Source organism: Phytopseudomonas flavescens (genome assembly GCF_900100535.1).
Taxonomy (GTDB): domain Bacteria; phylum Pseudomonadota; class Gammaproteobacteria; order Pseudomonadales; family Pseudomonadaceae; genus Aquipseudomonas; species Aquipseudomonas flavescens.
Map to the genome: position 1 here is coordinate 175,783 of NZ_FNDG01000009.1, position 24,505 is coordinate 200,287.

23 protein-coding genes and 2 pseudogenes are annotated in these 24,505 nt (G+C 62.5%); 10 read left to right on the plus strand and 15 right to left on the minus strand.

Annotated features, from left to right (window positions below; all coding sequences use genetic code 11):
* Positions 1-28: 28 nt before the first annotated feature.
* On the minus strand, positions 29-1,249 hold the full coding sequence (locus BLR94_RS13930) for an FAD-dependent monooxygenase (protein WP_084306357.1): 1,221 nt from the start codon (positions 1,247-1,249) through the stop codon (positions 29-31).
* Positions 1,250-1,384: 135 nt separating this feature from the next.
* On the opposite strand from BLR94_RS13930, the gene BLR94_RS13935 reads away from it, so the two are divergent.
* Positions 1,385-2,302, plus strand: a complete 918-nt coding sequence (locus BLR94_RS13935; RefSeq protein ID WP_084306386.1) for a LysR family transcriptional regulator — start codon at positions 1,385-1,387, stop codon at positions 2,300-2,302.
* A gap of 142 nt (positions 2,303-2,444) precedes the next feature.
* Here BLR94_RS13935 and BLR94_RS13940 read toward each other — a convergent pair whose 3' ends face one another.
* The 5 genes from BLR94_RS13940 to yjeH form a co-directional block, all read right to left on the minus strand.
* Positions 2,445-3,518 carry an NAD(P)/FAD-dependent oxidoreductase gene (locus tag BLR94_RS13940; RefSeq protein ID WP_084306358.1) on the minus strand — a complete coding sequence of 358 codons (1,074 nt, stop codon included), beginning with the start codon at positions 3,516-3,518 and terminating at the stop codon, positions 2,445-2,447.
* 134 nt (positions 3,519-3,652) lie between these two features.
* Positions 3,653-4,423, minus strand: a complete 771-nt coding sequence (locus BLR94_RS13945; protein WP_084306359.1) for an SDR family NAD(P)-dependent oxidoreductase — start codon at positions 4,421-4,423, stop codon at positions 3,653-3,655.
* A 134-nt stretch (positions 4,424-4,557) separates the two neighbouring features.
* Complete coding sequence (locus tag BLR94_RS13950) at positions 4,558-4,881, minus strand: glutaredoxin family protein (RefSeq protein WP_084306360.1); 324 nt, start codon at positions 4,879-4,881, stop codon at positions 4,558-4,560.
* A 37-nt stretch (positions 4,882-4,918) separates the two neighbouring features.
* The gene (gene yejK, locus BLR94_RS13955) at positions 4,919-5,926 is read right to left on the minus strand and encodes a nucleoid-associated protein YejK (RefSeq protein WP_084306361.1); all 1,008 of its coding nucleotides are present in this window, start codon (positions 5,924-5,926) and stop codon (positions 4,919-4,921) included.
* Between the two features lie 100 nt (positions 5,927-6,026).
* On the minus strand, positions 6,027-7,289 hold the full coding sequence (gene yjeH / locus BLR94_RS13960) for an L-methionine/branched-chain amino acid transporter (protein ID WP_084306362.1): 1,263 nt from the start codon (positions 7,287-7,289) through the stop codon (positions 6,027-6,029).
* 179 nt (positions 7,290-7,468) lie between these two features.
* Between yjeH and BLR94_RS13965 the strand changes: the two genes are divergently transcribed.
* From BLR94_RS13965 to BLR94_RS13980, 4 genes are all read left to right on the plus strand, one after another.
* The gene (locus BLR94_RS13965) at positions 7,469-7,888 is read left to right on the plus strand and encodes an Lrp/AsnC family transcriptional regulator (RefSeq protein WP_084306387.1); all 420 of its coding nucleotides are present in this window, start codon (positions 7,469-7,471) and stop codon (positions 7,886-7,888) included.
* Between the two features lie 182 nt (positions 7,889-8,070).
* The gene (locus BLR94_RS13970; protein ID WP_084306363.1) at positions 8,071-8,523 is read left to right on the plus strand and encodes a hypothetical protein; all 453 of its coding nucleotides are present in this window, start codon (positions 8,071-8,073) and stop codon (positions 8,521-8,523) included.
* A 441-nt stretch (positions 8,524-8,964) separates the two neighbouring features.
* Positions 8,965-9,507, plus strand: a complete 543-nt coding sequence (locus BLR94_RS13975; RefSeq protein WP_208601348.1) for a DUF6998 domain-containing protein — start codon at positions 8,965-8,967, stop codon at positions 9,505-9,507.
* A gap of 81 nt (positions 9,508-9,588) precedes the next feature.
* Positions 9,589-9,939 (plus strand): DUF3147 family protein, encoded by a 351-nt coding sequence (locus BLR94_RS13980; protein ID WP_084306364.1) that lies wholly within the window; start codon positions 9,589-9,591, stop codon positions 9,937-9,939.
* A 343-nt stretch (positions 9,940-10,282) separates the two neighbouring features.
* Here the strand turns inward: BLR94_RS13980 and BLR94_RS13985 are convergent, their stop codons facing one another.
* From BLR94_RS13985 to BLR94_RS14000, 4 genes are all read right to left on the minus strand, one after another.
* On the minus strand, positions 10,283-10,978 hold the full coding sequence (locus BLR94_RS13985) for a lipopolysaccharide kinase InaA family protein (RefSeq protein WP_084306365.1): 696 nt from the start codon (positions 10,976-10,978) through the stop codon (positions 10,283-10,285).
* Positions 10,978-11,655, minus strand: coding sequence for a class I SAM-dependent methyltransferase (locus tag BLR94_RS13990; protein WP_084306366.1), 678 nt, complete (start codon positions 11,653-11,655; stop codon positions 10,978-10,980). The genes BLR94_RS13985 and BLR94_RS13990 overlap by 1 nt, the downstream gene beginning before the upstream one ends.
* Positions 11,656-11,734: 79 nt before the next feature.
* Positions 11,735-13,006: a sensor histidine kinase gene (locus BLR94_RS13995; protein ID WP_084306367.1), complete on the minus strand. Its 1,272-nt coding sequence runs from the start codon at positions 13,004-13,006 to the stop codon at positions 11,735-11,737.
* Positions 12,996-13,679: a response regulator transcription factor gene (locus tag BLR94_RS14000; protein ID WP_084306368.1), complete on the minus strand. Its 684-nt coding sequence runs from the start codon at positions 13,677-13,679 to the stop codon at positions 12,996-12,998. Before BLR94_RS14000 ends, BLR94_RS13995 begins: the two co-directional genes overlap by 11 nt.
* 250 nt (positions 13,680-13,929) lie before the next feature.
* Here BLR94_RS14000 and BLR94_RS14005 point away from each other — a divergent pair, with 250 nt between their 5' ends.
* Both BLR94_RS14005 and BLR94_RS14010 read left to right on the plus strand, forming a co-directional pair.
* Positions 13,930-14,457 carry a dual specificity protein phosphatase family protein gene (locus tag BLR94_RS14005; protein WP_244158171.1) on the plus strand — a complete coding sequence of 176 codons (528 nt, stop codon included), beginning with the start codon at positions 13,930-13,932 and terminating at the stop codon, positions 14,455-14,457.
* Positions 14,458-14,476: 19 nt separating this feature from the next.
* A pseudogene (locus BLR94_RS14010) lies at positions 14,477-14,839 on the plus strand (hypothetical protein); the annotation flags it as partial.
* Here the strand turns inward: BLR94_RS14010 and BLR94_RS14015 are convergent.
* Positions 14,827-16,110 carry an arsenic transporter gene (locus tag BLR94_RS14015; protein WP_084306369.1) on the minus strand — a complete coding sequence of 428 codons (1,284 nt, stop codon included), beginning with the start codon at positions 16,108-16,110 and terminating at the stop codon, positions 14,827-14,829. The pseudogene BLR94_RS14010 and the gene BLR94_RS14015 sit on opposite strands and share 13 nt — an antisense overlap.
* 286 nt (positions 16,111-16,396) lie before the next feature.
* Between BLR94_RS14015 and chrA the strand changes: the two genes are divergently transcribed.
* Entirely contained in the window at positions 16,397-17,578 is a 1,182-nt protein-coding gene (gene chrA / locus BLR94_RS14020) for a chromate efflux transporter (RefSeq protein WP_090423712.1), read from the plus strand.
* Positions 17,579-17,607: 29 nt separating this feature from the next.
* A complete protein-coding gene (locus BLR94_RS14025) occupies positions 17,608-17,814 on the plus strand; it encodes a DUF6434 domain-containing protein (RefSeq protein ID WP_084306370.1) in 207 nt (68 codons plus the stop codon).
* 50 nt (positions 17,815-17,864) lie between these two features.
* Here BLR94_RS14025 and BLR94_RS14030 read toward each other — a convergent pair whose 3' ends face one another.
* The 3 genes from BLR94_RS14030 to BLR94_RS14040 all read right to left on the minus strand — a co-directional run bounded on the left by BLR94_RS14030 (position 17,865) and on the right by BLR94_RS14040 (position 20,824).
* Positions 17,865-18,551: an HAD family hydrolase gene (locus BLR94_RS14030; RefSeq protein ID WP_084306371.1), complete on the minus strand. Its 687-nt coding sequence runs from the start codon at positions 18,549-18,551 to the stop codon at positions 17,865-17,867.
* A 131-nt stretch (positions 18,552-18,682) separates the two neighbouring features.
* A complete protein-coding gene (locus tag BLR94_RS14035; protein ID WP_084306372.1) occupies positions 18,683-20,026 on the minus strand; it encodes an APC family permease in 1,344 nt (447 codons plus the stop codon).
* Between the two features lie 3 nt (positions 20,027-20,029).
* On the minus strand, positions 20,030-20,824 hold the full coding sequence (locus BLR94_RS14040) for a methyltransferase domain-containing protein (RefSeq protein WP_084306373.1): 795 nt from the start codon (positions 20,822-20,824) through the stop codon (positions 20,030-20,032).
* A 233-nt stretch (positions 20,825-21,057) separates the two neighbouring features.
* Between BLR94_RS14040 and sbcD the strand changes: the two genes are divergently transcribed.
* Positions 21,058-22,272, plus strand: coding sequence for an exonuclease subunit SbcD (gene sbcD / locus BLR94_RS14045; RefSeq protein WP_084306391.1), 1,215 nt, complete (start codon positions 21,058-21,060; stop codon positions 22,270-22,272).
* An 81-nt stretch (positions 22,273-22,353) separates the two neighbouring features.
* Here sbcD and BLR94_RS14050 read toward each other — a convergent pair.
* A pseudogene (locus BLR94_RS14050) lies at positions 22,354-23,977 on the minus strand (methyl-accepting chemotaxis protein).
* Positions 23,978-24,505 lie beyond the last annotated feature (528 nt).

Genomic DNA, 24,505 nt, shown 5'->3' on the forward strand with positions numbered 1-24,505 from the left:
CATGCGGTGTCCAGATTGCCACAGTCTTTCAGAGGCGGTACAGACTGCCGAAGTCAGCGCCATCCATCGGCGTGCTGTCCGTGCAGCCCGTCATCGGCAAACCCTGTGACCATCCTGTCGCCAAGGCCTGCACGTCACGCAAGGGATCGGACGCCTTGGCGCGTTCATTGCGAATGCGGCAGGTTTCAGGATCAGTGGCAAACAGACCTCGAGCGAAGACTCGACCCTGCTCGGCCAGCTTGGCGGTCTTCGGCCCGCGGATCTCCGCGAAGCGCTGCAAGGCTTCATCAAGGCCGTTCGTTCCTTCCAGGCATCTAGCAAGGTGCCAAGCGTCTTCCAACGCCTGACAAGCGCCCTGGCCCGATGTCGGCAACGGCGCGTGCGCCGCATCTCCCACAAGCAGCACATTAGCCCGGCTCCACGCGTGCAGCGGCTCCAAGTCGTGCACGGCAATCATTCGGATGGCGTGCGTCGGCGTCGCCTGGATGATACGGGCGATAGGCTCCGGCCATCCCGCGAACAGATCCTCGATCTCCTTGCGCATATCGGCTGCGGGCGTCGGCCCTGACAATGGCCGCGCCTGCGCCGCTGCCCAGTAGACCAACTCCGGCCGGACCGGCACGCAACCGAAGCGATTGCCCGAACCCCAATAGTCCTGAATCGCTATATCGCTCACCAACGCACTTTCCCCCTGCGCCACACCTATCCAGTTCACAAATCCCTGATAAACCGGCGTGTTATCCCCCGCAACGAACTCGCGTGCCACCGACCCCATACGGCCATCGGCGCCGATAAGCAGATCTGGACGGATACTCACCCCGTTCTGGAAGCGCGCCACCGCTTTGCCATTAGCCTCCAGATCTATCCCCACCGCCCGATGCCCGAACTCCACCGGGATTCCGCTCTGTGCCGCATGCTTCAGCAGCACGGCCTGCAAGTCCCTCCGCAAAATGGTATGAGTCGGATATCCCATTGTCTCGTCCAGCAGCGCGATATCTATGCCCCCCAACGAATTGCCCGCAGCGTCCTGGCGGCGCACTACCACTGGCCGGCCACCCGCTGCCGCGATGTCTTGGAGGAGGTCCAGTTCCTCCAGCACAAAGCCAGCGTTGGGCCAAAGCGTCACGCCAGCCCCCATGGTCGCTGGCCCCGCCCGGCGCTCATATACCCGGGGACTGTGTCCCCGCTTGCGCAAGGCAAGCGCCACGCTCAACCCCGCAATTCCGCCGCCAAGTATTCCGATTTCCACGCTGGATCTCCTATTCAATCCGCCCCAACGCGCCATCGGCGACAACCCATCGGACGAGACAGCATCTTAGATTCCGTCAATGGGGAGAACTATTATGTAAAAATGGGCGACTTTAATACCTTAATCGGGATAATCATGCGCAATGCCCTCGACCTGAACACCGTCCGTGTATACGTGGCGGTCGTCGATGCACAAAGCTTTGCCGGCGCGGCGCGCCTGCTGTCCCTGCCATCCTCTAACGTCAGCCGCCACGTCGCCTCGCTGGAACGCAGATTGGGCGTTCGCTTGCTGGAGCGAAGTACTCGCCACCTGCGCATGACTGAAGCCGGCAGACTTCTCTACGAACGTGCAAAACCTTTGCTCGACTCCTTGCTCTCCACTGAGGAAGAACTTGGCGCGGTGCAGCATGAACTGCGGGGGCCCTTAAGGATGTGCATGCCAGGCGAAGCGCCAAGGCTACTGGCCCCTATCCTGGCCGAATTCTGTAGCCTCCATCCCGGCGTCGAATTGGAGTGCGACACACGCCTGACCGGTTTAGAAGCGCTCCGGGAAGACGTGGACCTCTCCATCGTCTTCCATCGTGGGCGCCAGGATGACAGCACCATCATCACCCGCGAACTCGCTACGCTACCCAGCATTGTGGTCGCGGCTCCCGCTCTGTTAGCCAAAACGGGAACTCCGCGACAAGTGCGCGAACTAGAGTCCTTGCCGTGCATTACTACACTGAGCGCATTGAAGGGCCAGCCCTGGCTGTTTCTCGACGGCACAGGCGAAATCGTGAAGGTGTCTGTGCGTAGTCGCTATCGTGTCAACAGCGGAGAGCTTGCGTTGGCGGGCGCGCGGCAAGGCATCGGTTTCGCGATAGTGGCAGCCTATCCATGCCAGGAAGATCTTGCCGCGGGCCGATTGCGGGAAGTGTCGCTGGACCTTCGCGCTGCGCCGCTGCAATTGCTTGGCGCGTACAGCCACCGCCATTCCGTGACCGCGCGGGTTCGGGCGTTGCTGGAATTTATACAGCTGCGGTTGGAACGAGTTGGGAGCGGCTCAAGATGAAAGTCGTAATGAGGGCAGCGTCCGAACGGCCGAGGTCCTACCCCGGGTCGTTTTCTGCCTTTCCTGTATGACTGCAATTGGCCGTCAACGGACGTAGTCGAAAGTCCGCTTCTGGCCGATAGCTGTCTCACAGGAGGAGCCACTACGCTTGGAAGAATCTATCGGGCCGGCATGGGTAAAGGAAACTTGATGCCATGCCATCAATAATTTCCTCGCTGGCAAGGCGCCCGACTACCGCGGCCAAAGTAATTCCAGGGTGCATTGCGCAAACATAGACGCCGACCATTTGAGGTAGATAACCGATAATAGGGATACCATCGGCTGGTATGGGCCTGAGTCCGACACAAGCCCGTTCCGGAACTATTGAAACAACCCCATGGAGTTCGTTCCGGATTGTCTTGGCAGTTCGAAGTGCTATTGCTAACGGCTGATTATCCATGGCTTCGTCCAGGTAATCTTCTGCCGCCAGCAACGCGCCATCCGAGCTTTGCCTCACTTCCATTTCTGGACTGGAGATCAGTGTGTGCACGAGGTCGGGTTGTGACTTGTAGCGGATGAAAATGGCAGGCGAGGCCTTTATTGGTAGCGTCACCTCAAGCATGTCTGTCAGCTTCGTAATACCTGTCCCGGCTGCCAATACGACTATATCGGCGTCAATGCTGCCTATTGTTGTTTCAACCCCGGACACCTTTGCATTCTGGGTTATAAAACCGAGCACTCGCGTCTGAGTGAGAATCTTCGCCCCATATGCCTCGGCACCCGTGATTAACGCATGCGTAACTGCCACTGCGTCGAGTGCCCCTTCTTCCGCTACAAATAAGGCAGACTCAGGAGGATTCTTAAGATTTGGCTCAAGGTCGAGAATCTTCGATCGAGAGACCAAGTTTTCCGATGCCTGCTTACCCGAAGCCGACAGCGTCGCATTCGACATCTCGCTGTATGACAAGGCGCCTGTCCATCGTATCTCCAGACCAGGCAGCTGCGTTTCGAGTCGGCGGTAATCTTTGATCGCAGAACCGCGCAGGCGCGCAATTGGGTCAGGTTCGGGGGGTGTGGTATTGATCCAAGCGAATGAACTTCCTGTCACTCCCGACGCTATGCTTTCCGCCTCGACCAAGGTGACATTCGCACCTTTACCAGCCAGGTGATACGCAAGTGACGCGCCTACGATGCCTGCACCAATGACAACGACTCGTTTGCCCTGAGCATTTCCCAATATCAACCTCCGTTTTGTCGACGTGCCGATGGCACAACAGCTGGATGCTTTTCAGATGTCCGCTATTTGGCCGATTGCAGCCGTCAGAAAAGATGAGCCGGGTTGACAATCATTTTGCTTGCGCGCGTCTCAAATCACCAGACAATCGGCTTATTGTCCCAAGCCCAGAAGCTCCCGCTGTCGTCCGCTCCATGGGCGCCTATCATCTCGATGATGCGATCCGCCGAGAACGCCGGCTCGAACAGTTGCCCTTCGGGCACCTTCGCCTGGAATGGCTCAGACAGCTGCGTGTCTGTCGTGCCGGGGTGTATCGCCAGGACGGTTGAGGCCGGGTTCAGGCGTTTCAGTTCGATGCTGGCCGTATGCAGCAGCTGGTTGAGCGCCGCTTTGCTGGCCCGGTAGCTGTACCAGCCGCCCAGGCGGTTATCGCCAATGGAGCCGACCCTTGCGGAGAGCGCTGCGAAGGTCGCGGGCTGTTTGCGCAGTAACGGGAGCAGATGCTTGAGCAGCAGGATCGGCGCGAGGGTATTGGTCGCGAAGCTCGCCTGCAGGCTTGCCAGGGTCAGTTGCGACAGACTCTTTTCCGCCTTTGCACCGTCCTGGTGAAGGATGCCCAGGGTGCTGATGACGAGGTGCAGGTGGTCGCATTCTCCACGCACTTCACTTACCAGTGCTTCGAGGGATTGCTCATTGCGCCCGTCGCAGTCGACCCGCTTCAGGCGTTTGCCGTATTGCGCGGCCAGTTTGGCCAGCTCGGCAGAGGTGCTGGCTTGCCGGGCCACGGCCCATAGCTGGGTCACATCATCGCGAGCCAGCAATGCGGTGCACAGGGCCAGGCCGATACCTCGGCTGGCGCCGGCTATGAGTACGCGCGCATCACTGTCCAGTTCGGGTATCAAACGCATGACGCACCTTGAGAGGCATGGCCTAAGTGCCTGTTATGACTGCAGGGCAGGGGATGACGTTCAGGTGGGCGGCGCAGCACTTCGCGGTAACCACCTGCGGCCTGATCGCAAGCCGCGAAAGCTGCCCGGGTGGCTCAATAAGCCGCCAGAATCCCCTGCGGGTTGTAGCCGTGGATCACCGTGCCGTTGACCTTGAGCACTGGCACGCCGCGGCCGCCAAGGGCTTCGTAGGCGCGACGGGCTTCGGGGGATTTTTCGATGTCCAGTTCGGTGTAGGCGATACCGCGTTCACCGAGGAATTCGCGGGTCTTGGCACAGTAGCCGCACCAGCTGGTGGCGTAGAGGATGACGTCACCCTGGCCGGCCACCTGCTGCGGCTTGCCCAGCAGCATCGGCTCGAGGCGATCCCAGTGTTGCCAGGCGGCGAGCACCGCGAGAATCAGCAAAATCCGTTTCATGAGGGGCGTCTCGGCAGGGTGGCCCTAGCGTTATCGCTCAATCCTTGCGGCGTTTCAACTGGTCGGTCAGCTGGGTCGGCAGGTTGCGAATGGTCAGGGTGCCCGAGGCCTCGTCGTAGTCGATCTTCGAGCCCAGCAGGTGGGCCTCGAAGCTGATCGACAGGCCTTCGGCGCGGCCGGTGAAGCGGCGGAACTGGCTCAGCGTGCGCTTGTCGGCAGGGATCTCCGGCGACAGGCCGTAGTCCTTGTTGCGGATATGCTCGTAGAACGCTTTGGGCCGCTCTTCGTCGATCAGCCCGGAGAGTTCTTCCAGGGTCATCGGCTCGCCCATCTTGGCCTGGCTGGTGGCGTAGTCGACCAGGGTGTCGGTCTTGGCCCGTGCCTGCTCTTCGGGCAGGTCTTCGCTCTCGACGAAGTCGCTGAAGGCCTTGAGCAGGGTGCGTGTCTCGCTGGGCGAGTCGACGCCTTCCTGGCAGCCGATGAAGTCGCGGAAGTACTCCGAGACCTTCTTGCCGTTCTTGCCTTTGATGAAGGAGATGTACTGCTTCGACTGCTTGTTGTTGCGCCACTCGCTGATGTTGATTCGCGCCGCCAGGTGCAGCTGGCCCAGATCCAGGTGCTTGGCCGGGGTCACGTCCAGGGCGTCGTTCACGGCGACACCTTCGCTGTGGTGCAGCAGGGCGATGGCCAGGTAGTCGGTCATGCCTTGCTGATAATGGGCGAACAGTACGTGACCACCGGTGGACAGGTTGGACTCTTCCATCAGCTTCTGCAGATGCTCCACGGCCTGACGGCTGAACGGCGCAAATTCCTGGCCTTCATCGAGGTAGGTTTTCAACCAGCCACTGAAGGGGTAGGCGCCGGATTCCTCATGAAAGAAGCCCCAGGCTTTGCCCTGTTTGGCGTTATAGCTCTCGTTGAGGTCGGCGAGCATGTTCTCGATGGCCTTGGAGGCGCCCAGTTCGCTGTCGCGGGCGTGCAGCACGGCAGGGCTGCCGTCGGGTTTCTTGTCGATCAGGTGGACGATACAGTGGCGGATCGGCATGGGAAATCTCTTCGGGCGTGACGCAAAAGGGCCGCTGAAAGCGGCCAGGGCTGTGAGAGAGTCTACCCGACTGTTGGCGGTTTGGTCGCCGGTCGCTCGGTCAGCCAGGGGCAACGGCGTTGCGCCGGACCTGGCGCCTGTGGTCGAGCAATGTCAGCAACCCCAGCAGGCCGATGGCATATAGCGCATCGACGCCGAGCATCAGCAAAATGCCCAGGCAAAGCAGGGCACTGATGCCGGCCAGCCAGCGCCATAGTCCCTCGAGCAGTACCCAGCCGGCGGCCATGCTGAGCAGGTAGATGACGATGAAGTTGCCGTTGGCATAGCGGATCAGTTGATCCAGCGACAGCGACAGGCACCAGATCACCGTGGTGCTCAGTGCGCAGCTGACCACTACCAGCAGCAGTGCCCTGGCAGGCACGCCATTGGCGTTGCGGACGGCCAGCGGGCGCGGCAGCTTGCCTTCGTCGGCCAGGCTCCAGATCAGCCGCGCGAAGCCCTGGATATACACGTTCATGGAGGCGAAACAGGCCAGGTAGCCGATACTCGCGCTGAGCCAGCGGGCTTGGTCGCCCAGCAGCAGGTCGAGCATGCGGGGCAGCGAGGCCGCGTCGGTGCGCGCATCGCCGTAGGCGTGAAAGCTCAGCACCGCCACCGAACAGGCCCAGTACACCAGGCCGGCGAGCACCACGCCGAGCAGCAGGGCCAGGGGAAAGTCGCGTTGCGGGTTCCTGAACTCCTCGCCCAGGTGCGTGAAGGCCTCGATGCCCACGAAGCACCAGAACATCACGCCCAGGGCCACCGGCAGCAATTGCCAGTTGCCCGCCAGGGGCGGCAGCAGCGGTCGATCGGCGTGGGGCAGGTCGCCTTTGAACCAGATCAGTGCGATGGTGGCGACGATGGCCAGGGCGATGACGATCTGCACACTGCCGGAGGTGCGTGCCGGGCGCTGGCCGAGCAACAGGATGATGCCCAGCGTCAGCAGTTGAATGGCCAGAACCGCCAGGTCGTTGAGTGCGAACAGCGCGTGCCAGAAACCGCTGGCGATGTTCAGCGCCGCCGGCAAGCCTACGGGTAAAACGGCCAGGAACAGAAACGCGCTCAAGCGCTCCATGCGCTCGCCGAATGCACGACCGATCAGGTGCGGTGCACCGCCAGCATGGGGGTAACTGCGGCCGAGCTGGGCGAAGGTGAAGGCCATTGGCAGAACCAGCGCGATCAGCAGCAGCCAGGCCCACAGTGAGATGTCCCCGGCGGCAGTGGCGGCCAGTGCCGGGATCACGAACACCCCGGTGCCCAGCAGCGAGGTGCAGAGCAGAGCGACGCCCTGCAGCAGCCCCAATTCCTTGTTCAATCGACTCATGTTGTATGCTCTCGCTCGTCCTGACGTGACGGCAACTGCCCGGTGCGGTGCGCTGCTGTGCCAGGACGCCATGGTAAGGCCGCGCTGCTTCGGTGGCTGCTGGCGAAGCGTCGGAGGGTACCGACGAAACGGCGGGAATGCCCGCCACCTTGTATGTGCAGATGGACGCAGAGAGCCTCGTGGACAAGTTCGATCAACGCATCATCGCTTTGCTGCGCGCCGATGCGCGCCTGACCGTCACCGAGGTCGCCCGGCAGGTCAATCTGTCACGCTCCGCGGTGAGCGAGCGCATCCGCCAGCTGGAGGCGTCCGGGGTCATTCAGGGCTATCACGCGCGTATCGCCGAGCCCACCACCATTGCGGTGCGGGCCTACCTGGAACTGTTCTACACCGGCGGGCGCTGCGAGCATTACGTCGAACGCATGCGTGCATTCCCGGAAGTCCGCCGCTGCTCGGGCATCAGCGGCGAGACCGACATGCTGCTGTATCTCGAGGCGCCGTCCATGGAGCGGCTGGCTGAAGTACGTGGCGAAATCGAGAACTTTCCCGGGGTCTTCAAGGTGAAGACCCATGTGCTGGTCAAGGACTGGCTGATGTAAGGTTGGTACCCTTTTCGTAGGGCGAATCACGCTTTAACTGCGTGATGTGACGATTCATCAGGCTGTCCAACGCCGTCACCGGTGGTCGACGTTGATGGTGGATGGGAAGAGCGCCATCCGCCCTACGCGGAGTCCGCAAGAACTATGCTTCAGTCTGCCTGTCAGCCAATCGCTAGGTCATCATGGAAACTGAGTTTTCTACCACTATCTGGGAGTGGTATGCAGACGATGAGTATAAGAAATTACTCTCTTTTTGCGAGCTATGCTCCGGCCTGGAGTTCCTCGCCATGGAACCGGAGGCGCAAAGCTCATCCACTCCATCCTGCCCCGGCTGCGAAGTGTGGTATGAGAAAATGCTATGCATCCAGCAATTCGTGGACGATTTTGGTCGTGCATTACCTGCAAGCAGCAACACTCAGCTGAAGCTCTTGTTCGAGTTGTGCGAAAATCTTAGCGACGAAGCCTATCATTGCAATGACCAATTCATGTTTCACCATAAGGAGTGGGAGTGCGTGAGGCACGCTTCTCGAGTCGCATTAGATGGTCTTGGCTGGAGCAAGCTGAAAGCCTACATTCCAGAGTTCGAAGGGCGCAGTCGAAATGTACTTTACGGGGTTGCGTATACGAAAACCTAGCAACTGCTCCAAATCCGTTCGCTGGGGCGACGTGTCGCCACCCCTTGGGTCAATCGCCAGGCCGCACAGGGGGCTCGATATTCACCGTGAGGCCGATGTCCACCCTTCGACAGCCGCTGCTTCTAAGGCATGCGACGATTCAGGCGAATTGAATACCCGTGGCGATCGCCTTGCAGTCAAAGAACTGTCCGACTCCGTATTGTCCGCAACCGCCGCATGCGAGTTCGATGACCAGACGTTATATGCACAAGATGGCAACGGCATGGCTTTTCCTGTGGCCATTCCTTGCTATGTACGGTTAAGGTTCCGAGCGCGCAGGCTTATCTGCGCTTGGCGATCTGCAGCGCTTTGTAAAGCACGTCGCCAGCACAATGGATGCTCGTTTTGCAGTGTCACTCCAGTATGGAGCAGCGTTGTACTGGAAAAACGACGATGGCTTGCATGCCGTCCAACGCGTGGTTCAAAGCGCTCGCTTCGCTCACTGGCACGGGCTCACGCTCGCCCCTTAAACAAGCGTTAGTGCTTATGATCGATCACGAAAAACTCCAGGTGTTGGTTCGGCAACTGTACGCCACGGTCGCTGAACTGGAAGCAATGTTCCCCAGTAGGCATTTCACCCCGGATGGCCATATGGTCGGCAGCCTTGGGGAGTGTCTGGTCGCGGATGCGTATGCGCTTGAACTTAAAGCCGCATCGAATAAAGGCTATGACGCCGTCACCAAAGACGGTGTGCAGGTTGAGATCAAGGCAACCCAATCAAACTCCGTGGCGTTTCGGAGTCTGCCGCAGCATACGATCATCATCAGGGTATTTCCCGACGGAAAATTCGAGGAAATCTACAATGGTCCCGGAGCTCTTGTTTGGCAACAGTTCGAAGGTAAACGAATACCTGGCAACGGCCAGTTTCAGGTGTCTCTCAGGAAACTCCGACAGCTCAACCAATCAATCGCGGATGCCGATCGCGTGCCGAGAGCCATTCGATAATTGCTTCAAAGCCGTTCGTGTCACTCACGCGAGGCGTGCTGAACCCACCTTCTAAAAGATTTTGCCTCTCGGGAGTTCACTATGTACTACCTGATCGTGAAGTACCTTGTCACCGCGGGTATCGTGGTGCTTGTCTCGGAGCTGGCAAAGCGCAGTGACAAGCTCGGTGGGTTCGTTGCGGCCATGCCATTGGTCACAGTGTTGACACTCATATGGCTGTACGTCGAAAACCAACCGTCGGCAAGGATAGAGAATCACGCGTGGTATACGTTTTGGTATGTCATCCCAACGCTGCCGATGTTTTTGATTTTTCCCGTGCTACTTCCACGCATTGGGTTCTGGTCTGCGTTGTTTGCTTGTAGCTTAATCACGATCGGGTGTTTCGGTTTTTTGGCGTTTATCGTGCGCCGTTTTGGAATCGAACTTCTGTGAGTGGTGTTATGAACGGTTAAAGCCTTTTCGCCTCGCTCGCATGGGCGAGCTGAGGCCTGGCTCTCGATCGAGTACGTAGGGGGACCACTCTCCTGCGAGGCCCACCCGGTCCACCAAACCATTCAATATCGTATCGATAGCTGATCACCTGCTCGCCGCTGATGGTGGATGAGAAAAGCGTCATCCACCCTACGTATCCCGTTACCCGGCACGGATGTAACACACCGCTTTGATCGTTCCTCACGCTCTGCGTGGGAATGCACTGAGGGACGCTCCAGTGGGCGAGGGGGAAGCGGGCGTGGAGTGCCCTGACCTGTGTTCCCACGCTGGAGCGTGGAGGCCCTCAATGCGCTACCGCCGAATCATAAGCCGTTACCAGAAACTCCCAATCCTCCTCAGGCATCGCCCCGCGATGGCGTTTGAGCTGTCGCATATCGTGGCGGGATGCATCCGTTTCGCGCCAGCGTCGGCGGCTTTTTTCCAGGTCGAGCAGGGCGATCTCGGCGTGAAGTGCGCTTCCCTGGATATCGCTGACCTTGACGAAGATATGCTTGGGATAACAGCAGCCATGTTGCCAGCGGCCTTGGTGCATGCGCTTCAGGGTGCTGGCCAATGCCATCAGCATGCTTGTCGACTGCGCGCTGCTTCGCTGCACGGCGTACCACTGATCGAGGCTGACGAAGCCCGGCAGGACCTGGGTGATCAGCAGCGCCTGCCATTGCCCCTGTTGCTTTCTGGCCGAGCCGTAGACCAGTTTGGGCACGGTAATACCGAGCCGAGCGAATGCCTGATAGGCGATCAGCTCACGTACGATGGTCGGGCGGCCCAGCGGATGGCGCAGGCTGCGATACAGATGGCCGGTCTGGCGCTTGCTATACAGCGCCTGGTAAGACGGGTTGCGTGGTTGCAGCAATTGCACGCCGCTTTCTCCCTCGCGACGCTGGTTGAGGGGCTCCACCCAGGCGCCGCTGCATTGCCACCAGCGCTCGAAGGTGGAACTGGCGGTAACAGTCGATTGATAGCCGATGACCGTCGCCATTACAGCACCTCACGCTTGCGCAGCACGTAGGTGCGCCACATGGCGTAACCGGGCAGGAAGTCGCGGTGGCCGAGGATCTGGAAACCGGCTTTGAGAAACTCGAATTCGATTTCGTCGCGGCGCACCACGAAGCGATTCTCGCCACCGCCACGGCGCTGTTCCAGGCGGCGCCGACGCCAGGCCTTGTAGTTGCCGTCGACCCACAACGACACGATCACGGTGTCCCGGGTGACGCGATGAAATTCGCTCAGCGCCGCCAGCCGATGTTCCGCTGACTGGAGGTGGTGCAGCAGACGAATGCAGAACACGCAGTCCACCGAGTTGTCGCCCAGGGCGATGTCGAACGCCGAGGTCTTGAAGGCTTTTACCCGGGCGAGCACCTCGGCTGGTTGAGCGGCGAGGGCGGTGCTGAGCATGTCAGCGGAATTGTCGGCGGCCAGGATCACCCGGTTCGGGTGTTCGGCGAGCATCGGCCAGAAACGGCCCGCACCGCAGGGCAGGTCCAGCACCAGGTTGGGATCGCCAGCCAGGCGCAGGGCGCTACGGCCTACCTGAAGATCGCGCCAGTGGGAAAGCCGACGGGCCAGCCCGTCCTGGTGTTTGTTGAGGTAACCCTGAGCATGGTTCTGGTCGTACTTGCCGGAGAAGGCGAGCTCGATGGATCTGGGCTTGGACATGGCGAGGCACCTTGGTGGTAGTGCCTCGATCTTATGCAGCGGCTTCTGATGAAGCCGTTAAGCAGACGTGAAAAAAATGTCAGGACGGCGCCTCGAACGACACCTGAAAACAGCTCCCGGTGACGGGCAGGCTGTGCACCGAGATCTGCCAGCCCTGGTGCGCGCAAATCCGCTTGACCAGTGACAGGCCCAGGCCGAGGCCCTCGCCCCGGGCCTGCTCGCCGCGCACGAAGGGGTCGAAGATCTGTTCGTGCTGCTGCTGCGGAATGCCGACGCCGCTGTCCTCGACCCGAAAGCCGCCGGGCTGCAGGGTCAGCTTCACGAAGCCGGTTTCGGTGTAGTGCAGGGCGTTGCGCAGCAGGTTGGCCATCACCGTACGCAGCAAGGTGGGGTTGTAGACATCATCGTCCTGTGCAACCACCTCCATGCGGAAATCCAGACCTTTCTCGCGCATCAGCGGAGCCCATACGTCGAGCTGTTCATCGGTGATCTGGCGCAGGCTGGCGCTGCCGGCGAACAGGCTCTCGTTGCCTTTGACCCGGGCCAGTTGCAGGAAGGTCTGCACCAGATCCTGCATCTCCGCGCTGGCTCTTTCGATGCGTTCCACCTGCTTGCGTTGCGCGGGTTCCAGCACCACCTGGGAGAGCAGCTCGCAGGAGCTGGCAATGACCATCAGGGGCGTGCGCAGCTCATGGCTGACGTCACTGGTGAACAGGCGCTCGCGCTCCAGCGACTGGCGCAAGCGTCCCAGGGTGCTGTCGAAGGCGGCCGCCAGTTGGCCGACTTCGTCGTCCGGGTACTCCGGTGCCAGGGCTGGCGCCAGCGGCAGCAGCTGGTCGCGATGGCGTACCTGATTGGCCAGCTTGCTCACCGGGCGCATCACCCGCTCGGACATGAACCAGCCCAGTGCCAGGGCGCCGAGTACGGAAAGCAGAAAGCCGGCGAGCACCACGTTGAACAGCACCTGCTCGCGTTTTTCGAACTCGCTCTGTTCCTGCACCAGCAGGTAACGCTCGCCGCCGATGATCTGGGTGAAGATATAGAAGGCCCGCTCGCCCTCGAACTGTTCGCTGAAGCCTTCCGGCAGGTCTGCATAGCGGCTGGGGATCGCGTACTGCGGGTAGTTCGAGGCATAGAAGCGGGTGCGCGAGTCCAGGCGCGGTTCCTGTCCGCTCTGCAGATCCTGCTGCACCACCACGCCCAGTTCGAGGGCGAGCTCTTCGGAAACCAGGTGTTCTTCGATCAGGTGAACGATGGCCACGATGCTCAGGGAGAAGATCCCGCTGACCAGAATGGTCATGGTCACGAAGGCGATGAGAATGCGCCGTCGGAACGGTTGTCTAGTTGCCATCGCGATTCGCTGCCAGGCGGTAGCCCACGCCATGCAGGGTGTGCAGCAGCGCGGTGCCGAAGGGCTTGTCGATGGCCTGGCGCAGCTGGTGGATGTGGCTGCGCAGGCTGTCGCTGTCGGGGCAGTCATCACCCCACAGCGCTTCCTCCAGTGCCTCGCGACGGACTACCGCGGGCGAGCGTTGCATCAGCACCGCCAGCAGTTTCATGCCCAGCGGGTTGAGCTTGATGAGCGTACCGGAGCGGCTCACGGTCAGCGTGTCCAGGTCGTAGGTGAGGTCGGCGACTTCCAGCAGGCGCCGGCGATTGCCCTGGGAGCGCCGCAGGATGGCTTCGATACGGGCGACCAGCTCGGACAGTGCGAAGGGTTTGACCAGGTAGTCGTCGGCGCCCGCACTCAGCCCCTGCAGGCGGTCTTCCAGGGCGTCACGGGCGGTGAGCATGAGGATCGGAATGCTGCTGCGCGCCTCTTCGCGCAAGCGGCGGCACAACTGGTAGCCGTCCAGGCCGGGCAGCATGATGTCCAGCACGATCAGGTCGTAATGGCCCTGGGTCGCCAGGTGCAGGCCGGACAGACCGTCCTGGGCGCAATCGGCCGTGTAGCCCTTGAGCTGCAGGTAATCCAGGATATTGGCGAGGATGTCGCGGTTGTCTTCGATCACCAGAATGCGCATGCAACGTTCTCTTCACAGGGATTGACGCTTTTTTCACGAGGCATTGACGAAGCCCTCACGGGGCGAACGCAAGACTGTCGCTCGTTCATCCAGCCAGGATCATACGATGCCACAGCTTCGCTACGCCTCACCACGCTTGTCGTTCGTCTGCTGTATGACGGCGATTCTATTTTGCATACCGCTTGGTTCTGCCCTAAGTGCCGTACGAACGGAAAGCCCCGGTGCCACGCAGCCGCTCTGGGCGACCCCTGTGGACAAGACCTTCAACCTCTATCGCATGCAGCCCTATCTCTATCGCAGTGCCTTGCCGAGCGCCGCGCAGCGAGGGGAGTTGCAGAAGTTGAAGATCGCCACGGTGATCAACTTCTACCAGCGCAGCGATGCCGACTGGCTGAGCGATGCGAGCATTCGCCAGGTTCATCAGCCGTTGCATGCCGACCGTATCGACGACGCCGATGTGCTGCAGGCGCTGCGCAGCATTCGCCTCGCCCAGGCCCGGGGGCCGGTGCTGATTCACTGCAAGCACGGGCAGAACCGCACCGGGATGATCGCGGCCATGTACCGCATCGTCTATCAGGGCTGGAGCAGGCAGCAGGCCATCGACGAGATGCGCGAGGGAGGCTTCGGCGGCAGAAAGCGCTTCGAGGATGCCGAGGATTATTTGCAGCAGGTCGATCTGCCGCGTTTTCGCGCGGCCCTGGACAGCGGTGCCTGCAGCACCAGCCCCTGGGCCTACTGCGCCCTCAAGGAAAAACTGCTCGATGCCTTCAACGGCTGAGGATCCTGCCATGATCGATATACGCCGACTGTCCTTGGCGCTGCTGCTCGTGTTGCCGTTGAGCGCCTGCCAGAGCACCCGGGACTCCATGCTTGCCCAGGGGTACTCGGCGGCCTTCGCCACTGGCTACGAGGATGGCTGCATCAGCGGTAACAGTGCCGCCAAGGCACTCGGTGCGTTTCGCAAGAACGTGCCGGTCTATCTTCAGGATACCCAGTACGCAACCGGCTGGGACGACGGCTTCCGCCAGTGCCAGGCCAGTGCCAACGCGGAAATCGAACGGCGCCTGCAGCCCGACAGCGACGAGGATCGCGCGTGGCGCCGGCAGGTGGATCAGGACATGGCCAGGGCACTTGGCCTGATCCGACCTTACAGGCTCAATCGCAATGCGAGGGCGCAGAGGGTGATCAGCAGCACTGGCAGTGTCAGCACCAGACCCACCTTGAAGTAGTAGCCCCAGGTGATTCGCACGCCCTTGCCTTGCAGAACGTGCAGCCAGAGCAGCGTAGCCAGGCTGCCGATGGGGGTGATCTTCGGGCCCAGGTCGCAGCCAATGATATTGGCGTAGATCATTGCCTCACGGATCAGCCCGCTCGCATCACTGGCGTGAATCGACAGTGCGCCGATCAGCACGCTGGGCATGTTGTTCATCACCGAGGACAGCCCGGCGGCGAGCAGCCCGGTACCCAGCGTCGCGCCCCACAGGCCGTGCCCGGCGAGGCCATCGAGCACCCGGCTGAGCAGATCGGTCAGCCCGGCGTTCTTCAGGCCATACACCACCAGGTACATGCCCAGCGAGAAGATCACCACCTGCCAGGGGGCTTCGCGCAACACGCGACGGGTGGAAATCACCTTGCTGCGCGCGGCGATGCTGCCCAGCAGTGCGGCGCACAGCGCGGCCACCGCGCTGATGGGGACGCCCAGTGGCTCGAGGGCGAACAGGCCAACCAGCAGCAGCCCCAGTACCCACCAGCCCATGGCGAATGTGGCAGGGTCACGGATGACGGTCTTCGGTGCCGGCAGTGCCTCGGGCGCGTAGCGGGCTGGAATGTCGCGGCGATAGAAGAGGTAGAGCACCAGCAGGGAGGCGGCGACGCTGGCCAGGTTGACGGGCATCATCACCGCGGCGTATTCGGCGAAGCCGAGCTTGAAGTAATCCACCGAGACGATGTTCACCAGGTTCGACACCACCAGCGGCAAGCTGGCGGTATCGGCGATGAAACCGGCTGCCATCACGAAGGCGAGGGTGGTCGCGGCGGAGAAGCCAAGCGCCACCAGCATCGACATCACGATCGGAGTCAGGATCAGTGCCGCGCCATCGTTGGCGAACAGCGCGGACACCACTGCGCCGAGCAGCACGCTGAAGGCGAACAGGCGCGGGCCGCTGCCACCGGCCCGGCGTGCCACGTGCAGGGCGGCCCAGGCGAAGAAGCCGGCCTCGTCCAGCAGCAGGCTGATGATGATGATCGCGATGAAGGTCGCGGTGGCGTTCCAGACGATGCTCCAGACGGTGGGGATGTCCTGCAGCGCCACGGCGCCCACCGCCAGCGCCAGCAGGGCGCCGAGGCTGGCGCTCCAGCCGACCCCCAGCCCCCTGGGCTGCCAGATGACCAGTACCAGGGTGAACAGAAAGACCGCGGAGGCGATCAGCATGCCGGGCTCGGCCGGCCGGCCGGCGAGTGAAGCGTGGCGCGGGCGCGGCAATCGAGAGAGTCGGTGGGGGTAATCATCATGGTTCCGTTGGCAGGCATGCCGACTATACGAGTGGATGTGAGCAAATCAAACCAGCGCGGAGATCGTCAGCCTTCTTTGAACAGTCATCAGCGCAGGGCACAGTGACGGCTAGAAGGGCAGCGCGTGAAAAGAGCGATGCGCGATCCAATACCTGCATTGGATACTCGTGATGCCTGTCGCTCTCATGCCGTACCGAGAAATCCGCATGCTCCGCACCGCAAGCGATCGCCATCCGTGGTCCATCTTTCTGATTTTCCTGCGCCTAGGGCTGACATCTTTCGGAGGCCCGGTCGCTCATCTCGGCTACTTTCGTGAAGAGTTCGTCAGCCGCCGACGCTGGTTGAGCGAGGCCCGTTATGTGGAGCTCATCGCGCTCTGCCAGTTCCTGCCGGGCGCCGCCAGCAGCCAGGTCGGCATGGCGATCGGCTTGTCCCAGGCCGGCTACCGCGGTGCGCTGGCCGCCTGGGTAGGCTTCACCCTGCCGTCGGCCGCGCTGCTGGTGCTGTTGGCGCAGGGGCTTTGCGTTCAGGGCGAGGCCATGGCGGCCGGGGCACTGCATGGTTTGAAGATCGTTGCCGCCGCCGTCGTCGCTCAGGCGGTGTGGGGCATGATGCGCACGCTCTGTCCGGACACGCCGCGGCGGGTGCTGATGGTGATCGCCGCCTGCACGGCATTGTCGGTGCCGGGTGCAGGGGGGCAGCTTGCGGTGATCCTGCTTGCCGGGCTGGCCGGCTGGCTGTTGCTCAAGCCTGCTGGCCGGAACGGGGAGGATGCGCTGGCTATCGACATCAGCCCGCAGGCTGGCATCGTCTGGCTGGCTTTGTTCGTCGCCTTGCTGCTTGGCTTGCCTGCGCTGGCGCACCTGCTGGAGAGTCACACGCTGAGCCTGCTGGACGCCTTCTACCGAACCGGCTCGCTGGTATTCGGCGGTGGGCACGTGATGCTGCCCTTGCTGCAGGCCGAGGTGGTGGCCACCGGCTGGATCGACCAGGATCTGTTCCTCGCTGGTTATGGCGCTACTCAGGCCGTGCCCGGCCCCCTGTTCACCTTCGCGGCTTTTCTCGGCAGCGCCATGCAGGGCTGGAGTGGCGGCCTGCTGTGTCTGCTGGCGATCTTCGCGCCTTCGTTCTTGCTGCTGGTCGGCGTACTGCCGTTCTGGGCTCGGCTGCGCAGCCGCCCGCGGGTGCAGGCGGCGATGCTTGGCGTCAATGCGGGCGTGGTCGGTCTGCTGTTGGCCACGCTGTACCAACCAGTCGGCACCAGTGCCATCTTCAGCCTTCTGGATTTTGCCCTGGCGGCCGTCGCACTGAGCGCCCTGATGCTCGGCAGGCTTGCGCCCTGGCTGGTGGTGTTGGCTGGCGCGCTTGTCGGCTGGCTAGTACTGTAACGACGACTTCCGCCCAAAGAGATGCAGCAATGGCTTTCGACTGGCATGGCGGCACCATTACCCGCGATACGCCCATTGGCGATGATTATCGAAGTACCCAGAAAGTGCGTCGTTTCATGTGTGAACAGTGCGGAGCCGCCTTCCGTTTCGACCGGCCGTTCATGGCCTGGATTCGCAGCGGGGCGCCACGCACCATGGGGGAGGTGGTGGACGAGTGGAAGCGTCTTAACGGCTAAACCGGGGCGAACGCCTTGCGGTAAGACGCAGCGCAGGCTCCGTTAGCGCTTCAAGCGCCGCCGTTCTGCAGGCGCTGCACCAACTCAGGCAGTTCACTCATGCGCCCGATCAGATGCTGGACACCCAGCTGGCGCAGGGTTTCGCCGTGTTCCGGGGGGATATGGCTGGCACCCAGGAAGCCGACTACCTGCATACCCGCCGTCAGCGCGGCAGTCGCGCCGGTGACGCTGTCTTCGACGACCAGGCAGTTACGTGGATCGACGCCAGCGCTTTGTGCTGCCAGCAGGTAGAGATCCGGAGCGGGTTTGGGGCGCTCGACCTGATCGGCGCTGAAGGCGCCACGGTTGACTCGCTCGACCAGCTCGCAGCGTTGCAGAGCGAAGGCCACCGAGTCGCCATAGCTGTTGGAGGCCACTGCCAGCGGTAGATCGATCTTCAGCAGGGCATCACGCACGCCTTCGATCGGCTGCACTTCAGCGCGTATCAGCCCCTTGATGCGGGTGCGGTGCTCTTCCAGAAAACCGTCGGGCAGGCGTTTGCCGAAGTGCGCCTCGACCCGGGCCAGAATGTCACGGCTCTGCAGTCCGAAGGTGCCGGCCAGTACCACGTCCAGCTCATGGGCCGGATAGTGTTCGGCCAGTGCCGCGTGCAGGTGACGCTCGGCGATGATCTCGCTGTCGATCAGTACGCCGTCGCAGTCACAGATCAGCAGTTCGATGGGCGGTTTCGGCTGCATGCGTGGGGTTCCCCTCGGCAAAGAACCCCTGTTTAGCATATTCCGCTTGGCTGATGTTCATGAGTCCGGCTATCGCCCCGCTCAACCTCGGCTATTGCTGCCTGCGGTCGAGCGTGCGGTGGGGGGAGGGGTCAGCTTCGAGCCGGCTGTGTGGCGGGGCGCTGCAACAGCAATAGCGGCAGCCCGGCGCCCAGAACCACCAGGCCAAGCAACGCGCCGGCACCCGCATACAGTGCGCTCGAGAAGAACAGCGCCAGGCAGCTGCCGGCGAACAACACCGGCGTCAGCGGATACAGCGGCACGCTGAACGGCCGCGTACTGTTCGGTTGCAGACGGCGCAGGCGCAGGAGCGACAGGGCGGTCAGGCACATGAACAGCCAGAACACCGGTGCGGTATAGGCCATCATGCTCTGCACGCCGTTCTCGCTCAACGCACCGAACAGCAACAGCGGCAGCGTGATCAGGCACTGCACCAGCAGGGCTCGTACCGGCGTTGTCGCGCGGTCGTTCCAGGCGCCGAGCGTCGACAGTTGGGGCACGTCCCGCCCCAGCGCGTAATACACCCGTGAACCGGTAAGGATGGTGGCGTTCAGCGTGCTGATAGCGGTGATGCAGATCAGCACGCTGAGCAGTACACCACCCCAGGGGCCGGCGACGATGGTCATCAGGTCAGCGCCGATGGCGGTCGACTGGCGCAGGCCCTCGAGGCCGAAGATGTTGATGAACACCAGATTGGCCAGCAGGTACATGGCGGTCACCACCAGCGTGCCGAACAGCAGCACGCGGCTCATGTTGCGTGCCGGGTTGCGCAATTCGCCGGAGAGATAGGCCGCCTCGTTCCAGCCACCGTAGGTGAGCAGCACGAAGACCATGCCCATGCCGAGCATGCCGGCCAGGTTGCCGCTGGCGTGTGTTTCTACGGCAGGCACGGCCGCAACCGGCTCGGCCAGCAGCAGACCGGCGAGTATCACGGTGACCAGCGTCACCAGGGTGATGCCGGTGAACAGCACCTGCAGGCGCTTGGATTCATGGGTGCCGAGGATATTCAGCGCGGTCAGTGCCAGTACCACCAGGGTGGCGTGCCAGGCGCTGCCATAGTCGCCCAGCGGTAGCAGGCGCTGGGCGTAATCGCCATAGATGAACGCCACCACGGCGATTGCGCCGGTCTGGATCACCGTACCTCTGGCCCAGGCGAACAGCAGGCTGACCTGCCGACCCCAGGCCAGATTGAGGTAGTGGTATTCACCGCCGCGATCTGGATAGCTGGCGCCGAGTTCGGCATAGCACAGCGCGCCGACCAGCATCACCAGACCGCCGGCCAGCCACAGGCCGATATACACGAAGGCATTGTCGGCGTGCTGGGCCACCAGCGGTGGGAAGCCGAAGATGCCGACGCCGATCACCACGCCGACCAGCATGGCGACGCCGTCGATGACCGACAGGCCGGGTTGTCGTGCCGCTGTGCGTGCGTTCATGGCTTAGCTCCGTCGTGCGCTCCAGCCGGTCACCGCGCCTTCGGCGGAAATCGGTTCGATGCGATCACCCTCGACCTGGCCGACGTACAGCTTGCCGTCGACCTCGAAGCGCAGCTCGGTGCCATTCAGGCGCCCGCGCAGGTTTTCCTGGTGCTGGGTGGTGCCGCTGATCTCCTGGAAGCGCTGCTGCAGGTCGACATGGAAGGTCTCGCCTTCGCTCTCGATCTGCCAGTTGCCAGCGATCTTGGCTGGCACCACCCACAGGTAGATGCGTGCACCTTCGACGATATCGCTGCGATCCGGCTCCCAGTCCTCCATGCTGAAGGCGTGGGAAACCACACGGGTGCCGGGCTGCAGGGTGTCGAGGATCACCGGGCGCAGGCGCATGTTGACGGTCGACAGCAGGTACAGGGTCAGCACGTCGGCGTCGGCGAAGTCTTTCTCGAACAGGTCGCCCTGCTCGAATACCACCTTGTCGGCGACACCGGCTTGCTGCGCGTTGGCTTCGGCCTCTTCGATGCGCTGCGGGTTCAGGTCGATACCGTAGGCAGCCTTGGCGCCCCGATCCTTCACTGCCGAGATGGCGATGCGGCCATCACCCGAGCCGAGATCCACCACGTAGTCGTCCGGGCCGACGTTGGCCATCTCCAGCATGCGCGCCACCACCGGTTCCGGAGTGGGCACGTAGGGCACGTCGAGGGCGATCGTCTGGGCGTGGGTGGAAGCGCTGTGCAGCAGGCCGAACAGGGCCAGCGCAGTGGCGCACAGGGAGAGGGGGCGGGCGGACGCGGTGTTCATCGGCGGATACTCCTCAGCGGGATCGGTATGGGAGGTGAACGATTTTCCGACCGAAGCCTTTGCACCAGGGTTCGACCCGCGAAACGGAGCATGCCGGCAGATTCGCCGAAAATTCCCCCTCAACGCAGGTAGCACGGCGGCTTTGGCGAGTGTTACCTGATGTGAAACCATTGCCTTGGCGGCGTCGAAAAGGCATGGTGGCCGGGTTTTTCAGTCACTGGATCGGGCCGTTCATGCGCCTTCTGCACACCTCCGACTGGCACCTGGGCCAGCACTTCATGGGCAAGACGCGCCAGGCCGAGCACCAGGCGTTCTGCACCTGGCTGATCGAGCAGGTGCGCGAGCACCGGGTACAGGTGGTGCTGGTCGCCGGGGATATCTTCGACACCGGTTCCCCGCCCAGTTATGCCCGTGAGCAGTACAACCATTTCGTCGTGGCCTTGCGTGACACCGGCTGCCAACTGGTGGTGCTCGGCGGCAACCACGATTCCGTGGCGATGCTGGGTGAGAGCCGTACCCTGCTGGCACAGTTGGGCACCCGGGTGATCCCTGGCGTCGGCGTACAACTGCAGGATCAGTTGCTGGTGCTCGCTGACGCCGATGGCCAACCGGCGGCGCTGCTCTGCGCCATCCCCTTCATCCGCCCGCGTGACGTGCTGCGCAGCGAGGCGGGGCAGAGCGCGGCGGACAAGCAGCTGTCGCTGCAACAGGCCATCCATGCTCATTATCAGGCCCTGTTCGAACTGGCCCTGGCGCGACGTGCCGAGCTGGGCGTCGCTTTGCCGATCATCGCCACCGGCCACTTGACCACCGTTGGTGCCAGTGCCAGCGAATCGGTGCGGGAAATCTACGTCGGTGCGCTGGAAGCCTTTCCGACGTCGTCGTTTCCAGCGGCCGATTACATCGCGCTCGGGCACATTCACCGTCCGCAGAAGGTCGGCGGCCTCGAGCATATCCGCTACAGCGGCTCGCCGATCCCGCTGAGCTTCGACGAGGCGCGCCAGCAGAAGGAGGTGCTGCTGGTGGAAGTGGACGAGGGTGGTCTGCACGGCGTGCGCGCCTTGCCCGTACCGCGTTTCCAGGCCCTGCAATCGCTACGCGGCAGCCTGAAGACACTGCCCGCCTTGCTCGCCGAGGCCGCCCTCGAGGGCAGCCCGCAACAGCCGGTGTGGCTGGAGGTGCAGGTCGAGGGCGACGACTACCTCAGCGATCTGCAGGTGCGCATCGCCGCGTTATGCGAAGGCTTGCCGTTGGAGGTGCTGCGTATTCGTCGTGCCCGCGGCACGGCGGTGGCCAGCCTGCACGGTGAGCAGAGCACCCTCGATGAGCTGACGCCTGAGCAGGTGTTCGAGCAGCGCGTACGGCAGGAGACGCTGGACGAGCAGGCCGTGCAGCGCCTCGAGAAACTCTACCGCGGCGTTCTGGACAGTCTTCGCCGCGAGGATTGAGGGGCTCATCGGCAGAGTCGGACAACGCCACCCGGGGCGTCCCCTGGGGTGGCGTTTTGCATGGGGTCACGGGCATGCCAGCTAGATGCGGAATTGCCCCAGCAGGCGATTGAGCTGCTCGGCCAACTGCTTGAGGTGCTGACTGGCGGTACTCGATTGCTCGGCCGACTCGGCGGCACTCTGGGCCAGGGCGGCGGTGTCGCTGACGTTCTGGTTGATGTCCTCGACCACTTGAGACTGTTCCAGGGTGGCGCTGGCGATGGAGGCGTTGAGCCCGGTCAGTGTGCGCAGTGATTGAGCGATCTGCGCCAGGCTCTCATCGGCCTGGCGGGCCTGGATCACCGTCAGTTGCGACGCCCGGCTGCTGTCGCCTATGGCTTTCACCGCGGCCTCCGAGTCGCCCTGCAGGCGTTCGATCATGCCCTGGATTTCCGCGGTGGATTTCTGCGTACGCTGGGCCAGCAGGCGCACTTCGTCGGCCACCACGGCAAACCCGCGACCCTGCTCGCCGGCTCGCGCGGCTTCGATGGCGGCGTTGAGCGCCAGCAGGTTGGTCTGCTCGGCGATCGAGCGGATAACCTCCAGCACGCCGCCGATCTGCGTGCTTTGCGTGGCCAGCGACTGGATCACGGTTGTGGCCTTGTCGATGGTGTCGGACAACTGATCGATCTGCTTCAGGCTGGCGTCGATATTGCTCCGGCCCTGTTCGGCCTGGCTCTCGGCGGCATGCACTTCGCTGGAGGCGTGTTCGGCATTCTTGGCCACGTCCTGGACGCCGTAGGTCACTTCGTTGACCGCGGTCGCGACCTGCTCCATCTGCTGCGCCTGCTGCTGGCTGTGCTGTTGGGCGGCGCTGGCAGTATCCCCGAGCGACCGCGCGGCCTGATCCAGAGAGCCTGCGGAGTCGAGCAACTGGCGGATCACCTGGCGCATCTTGCCGGTGAAGGCGTTGAAATGCCCGGCCAAAGCGGCCAGTTCGTCGCGTCCCTGGTCGTCCAGGGCCTGGGTCAGGTCGCCTTCGCCGCTGGCGATGTTGGCCATCGCCGCTACCGCCTGCCGCAAGGGCCGGGCGATACTGCGCGAAATCATCACCACCAGGGCGATCAGCAGCAGGGTGGCGGGTACGCCGATGGCCATGGTGCGCAGGGCCTGTGATTGGAACTCGGCCTGCACGTCATCGACGTAGACGCCGGAGCCGATGATCCAGTCCCAGGGCTGAAACAGCGAAACATAGGACACCTTTTTCGCCGGTTCGGTGCTGCCTGGTTTGGGCCAACGGTAGTTGATGGCGCCGGCACCCTGTTTCTGGGTGACGGCGAGCATGTCCTGGAACAGCGCATTGCCGTCCGAATCCCTGAAGTCGGAGAGGTTTTGCCCCTCCAGCGACGGGTCGGTCGGGTGCATGACCATGGTCATTGATCCAGAAATACTCCTCACCGGCGTAGCGCAATCCGCGCATTGCCGCTATCGCCTTCCCCTGTGCCTGTTCGCGGCTCAGGCTGCCGTTGCTCTCCAGGTCATGGTAATGGGTGACCAGGCTGACTACCGTCTCTACCAGGTGCTGGGTCTTTTCCGATTTCGCGGCATACAGGCCGGTGTTGATCTGGCTGAGCATAGAGGTGCCGAGCAGCACCAGCATCAGAAGCGGCAACACCATGATGAGCCACAGACGGCGGTTGATCGGCAAGCGACGTAAGCTGTTCATGGGTGCACCCCTGAGAGTTTTGATTATTGCAGTCGGCAACGCGGAATAGCTGTCTCTTGTCTGATATCACCTTGACATCAGTGGGTAAATGGAAACTAACCAGCCGGGTAGATTTCTTTCTCATCAAAACCTGCCCCGTCCTGCTTTTATGGGTTTCGTGATGCCGACGAGTGTTTGCAGGGCGGGGGGAGTCGAGGTCAGACTCCCGAGGCGATACCGATGCTCGGCTGCCTGCTGCCGAGCGGGACGGGGCGGGACGGGACGGGACGGGGAAGCGAATCGCAGTATCATGGGGCATGCCTGCCCCTCGGCCTCGCTGGCCGCTGTCGCGGCACAGTTGGCCCCTTGCAGGTGGCGCCCAGGGCCCGTGGATACCTGCTCAGCAGGCTTTATGGAATGGCATGAGGGGGAGCAGCAACCGTCAGCCAGTGCCAGCCAAGCGGTTCCCAGGTGCAGCGTCTGAGCGGATAGCCCATTGAGGGACGCGCCGGAGCAGGCCGAGATGCCGACCGGCTGGGCTCAGGAGTC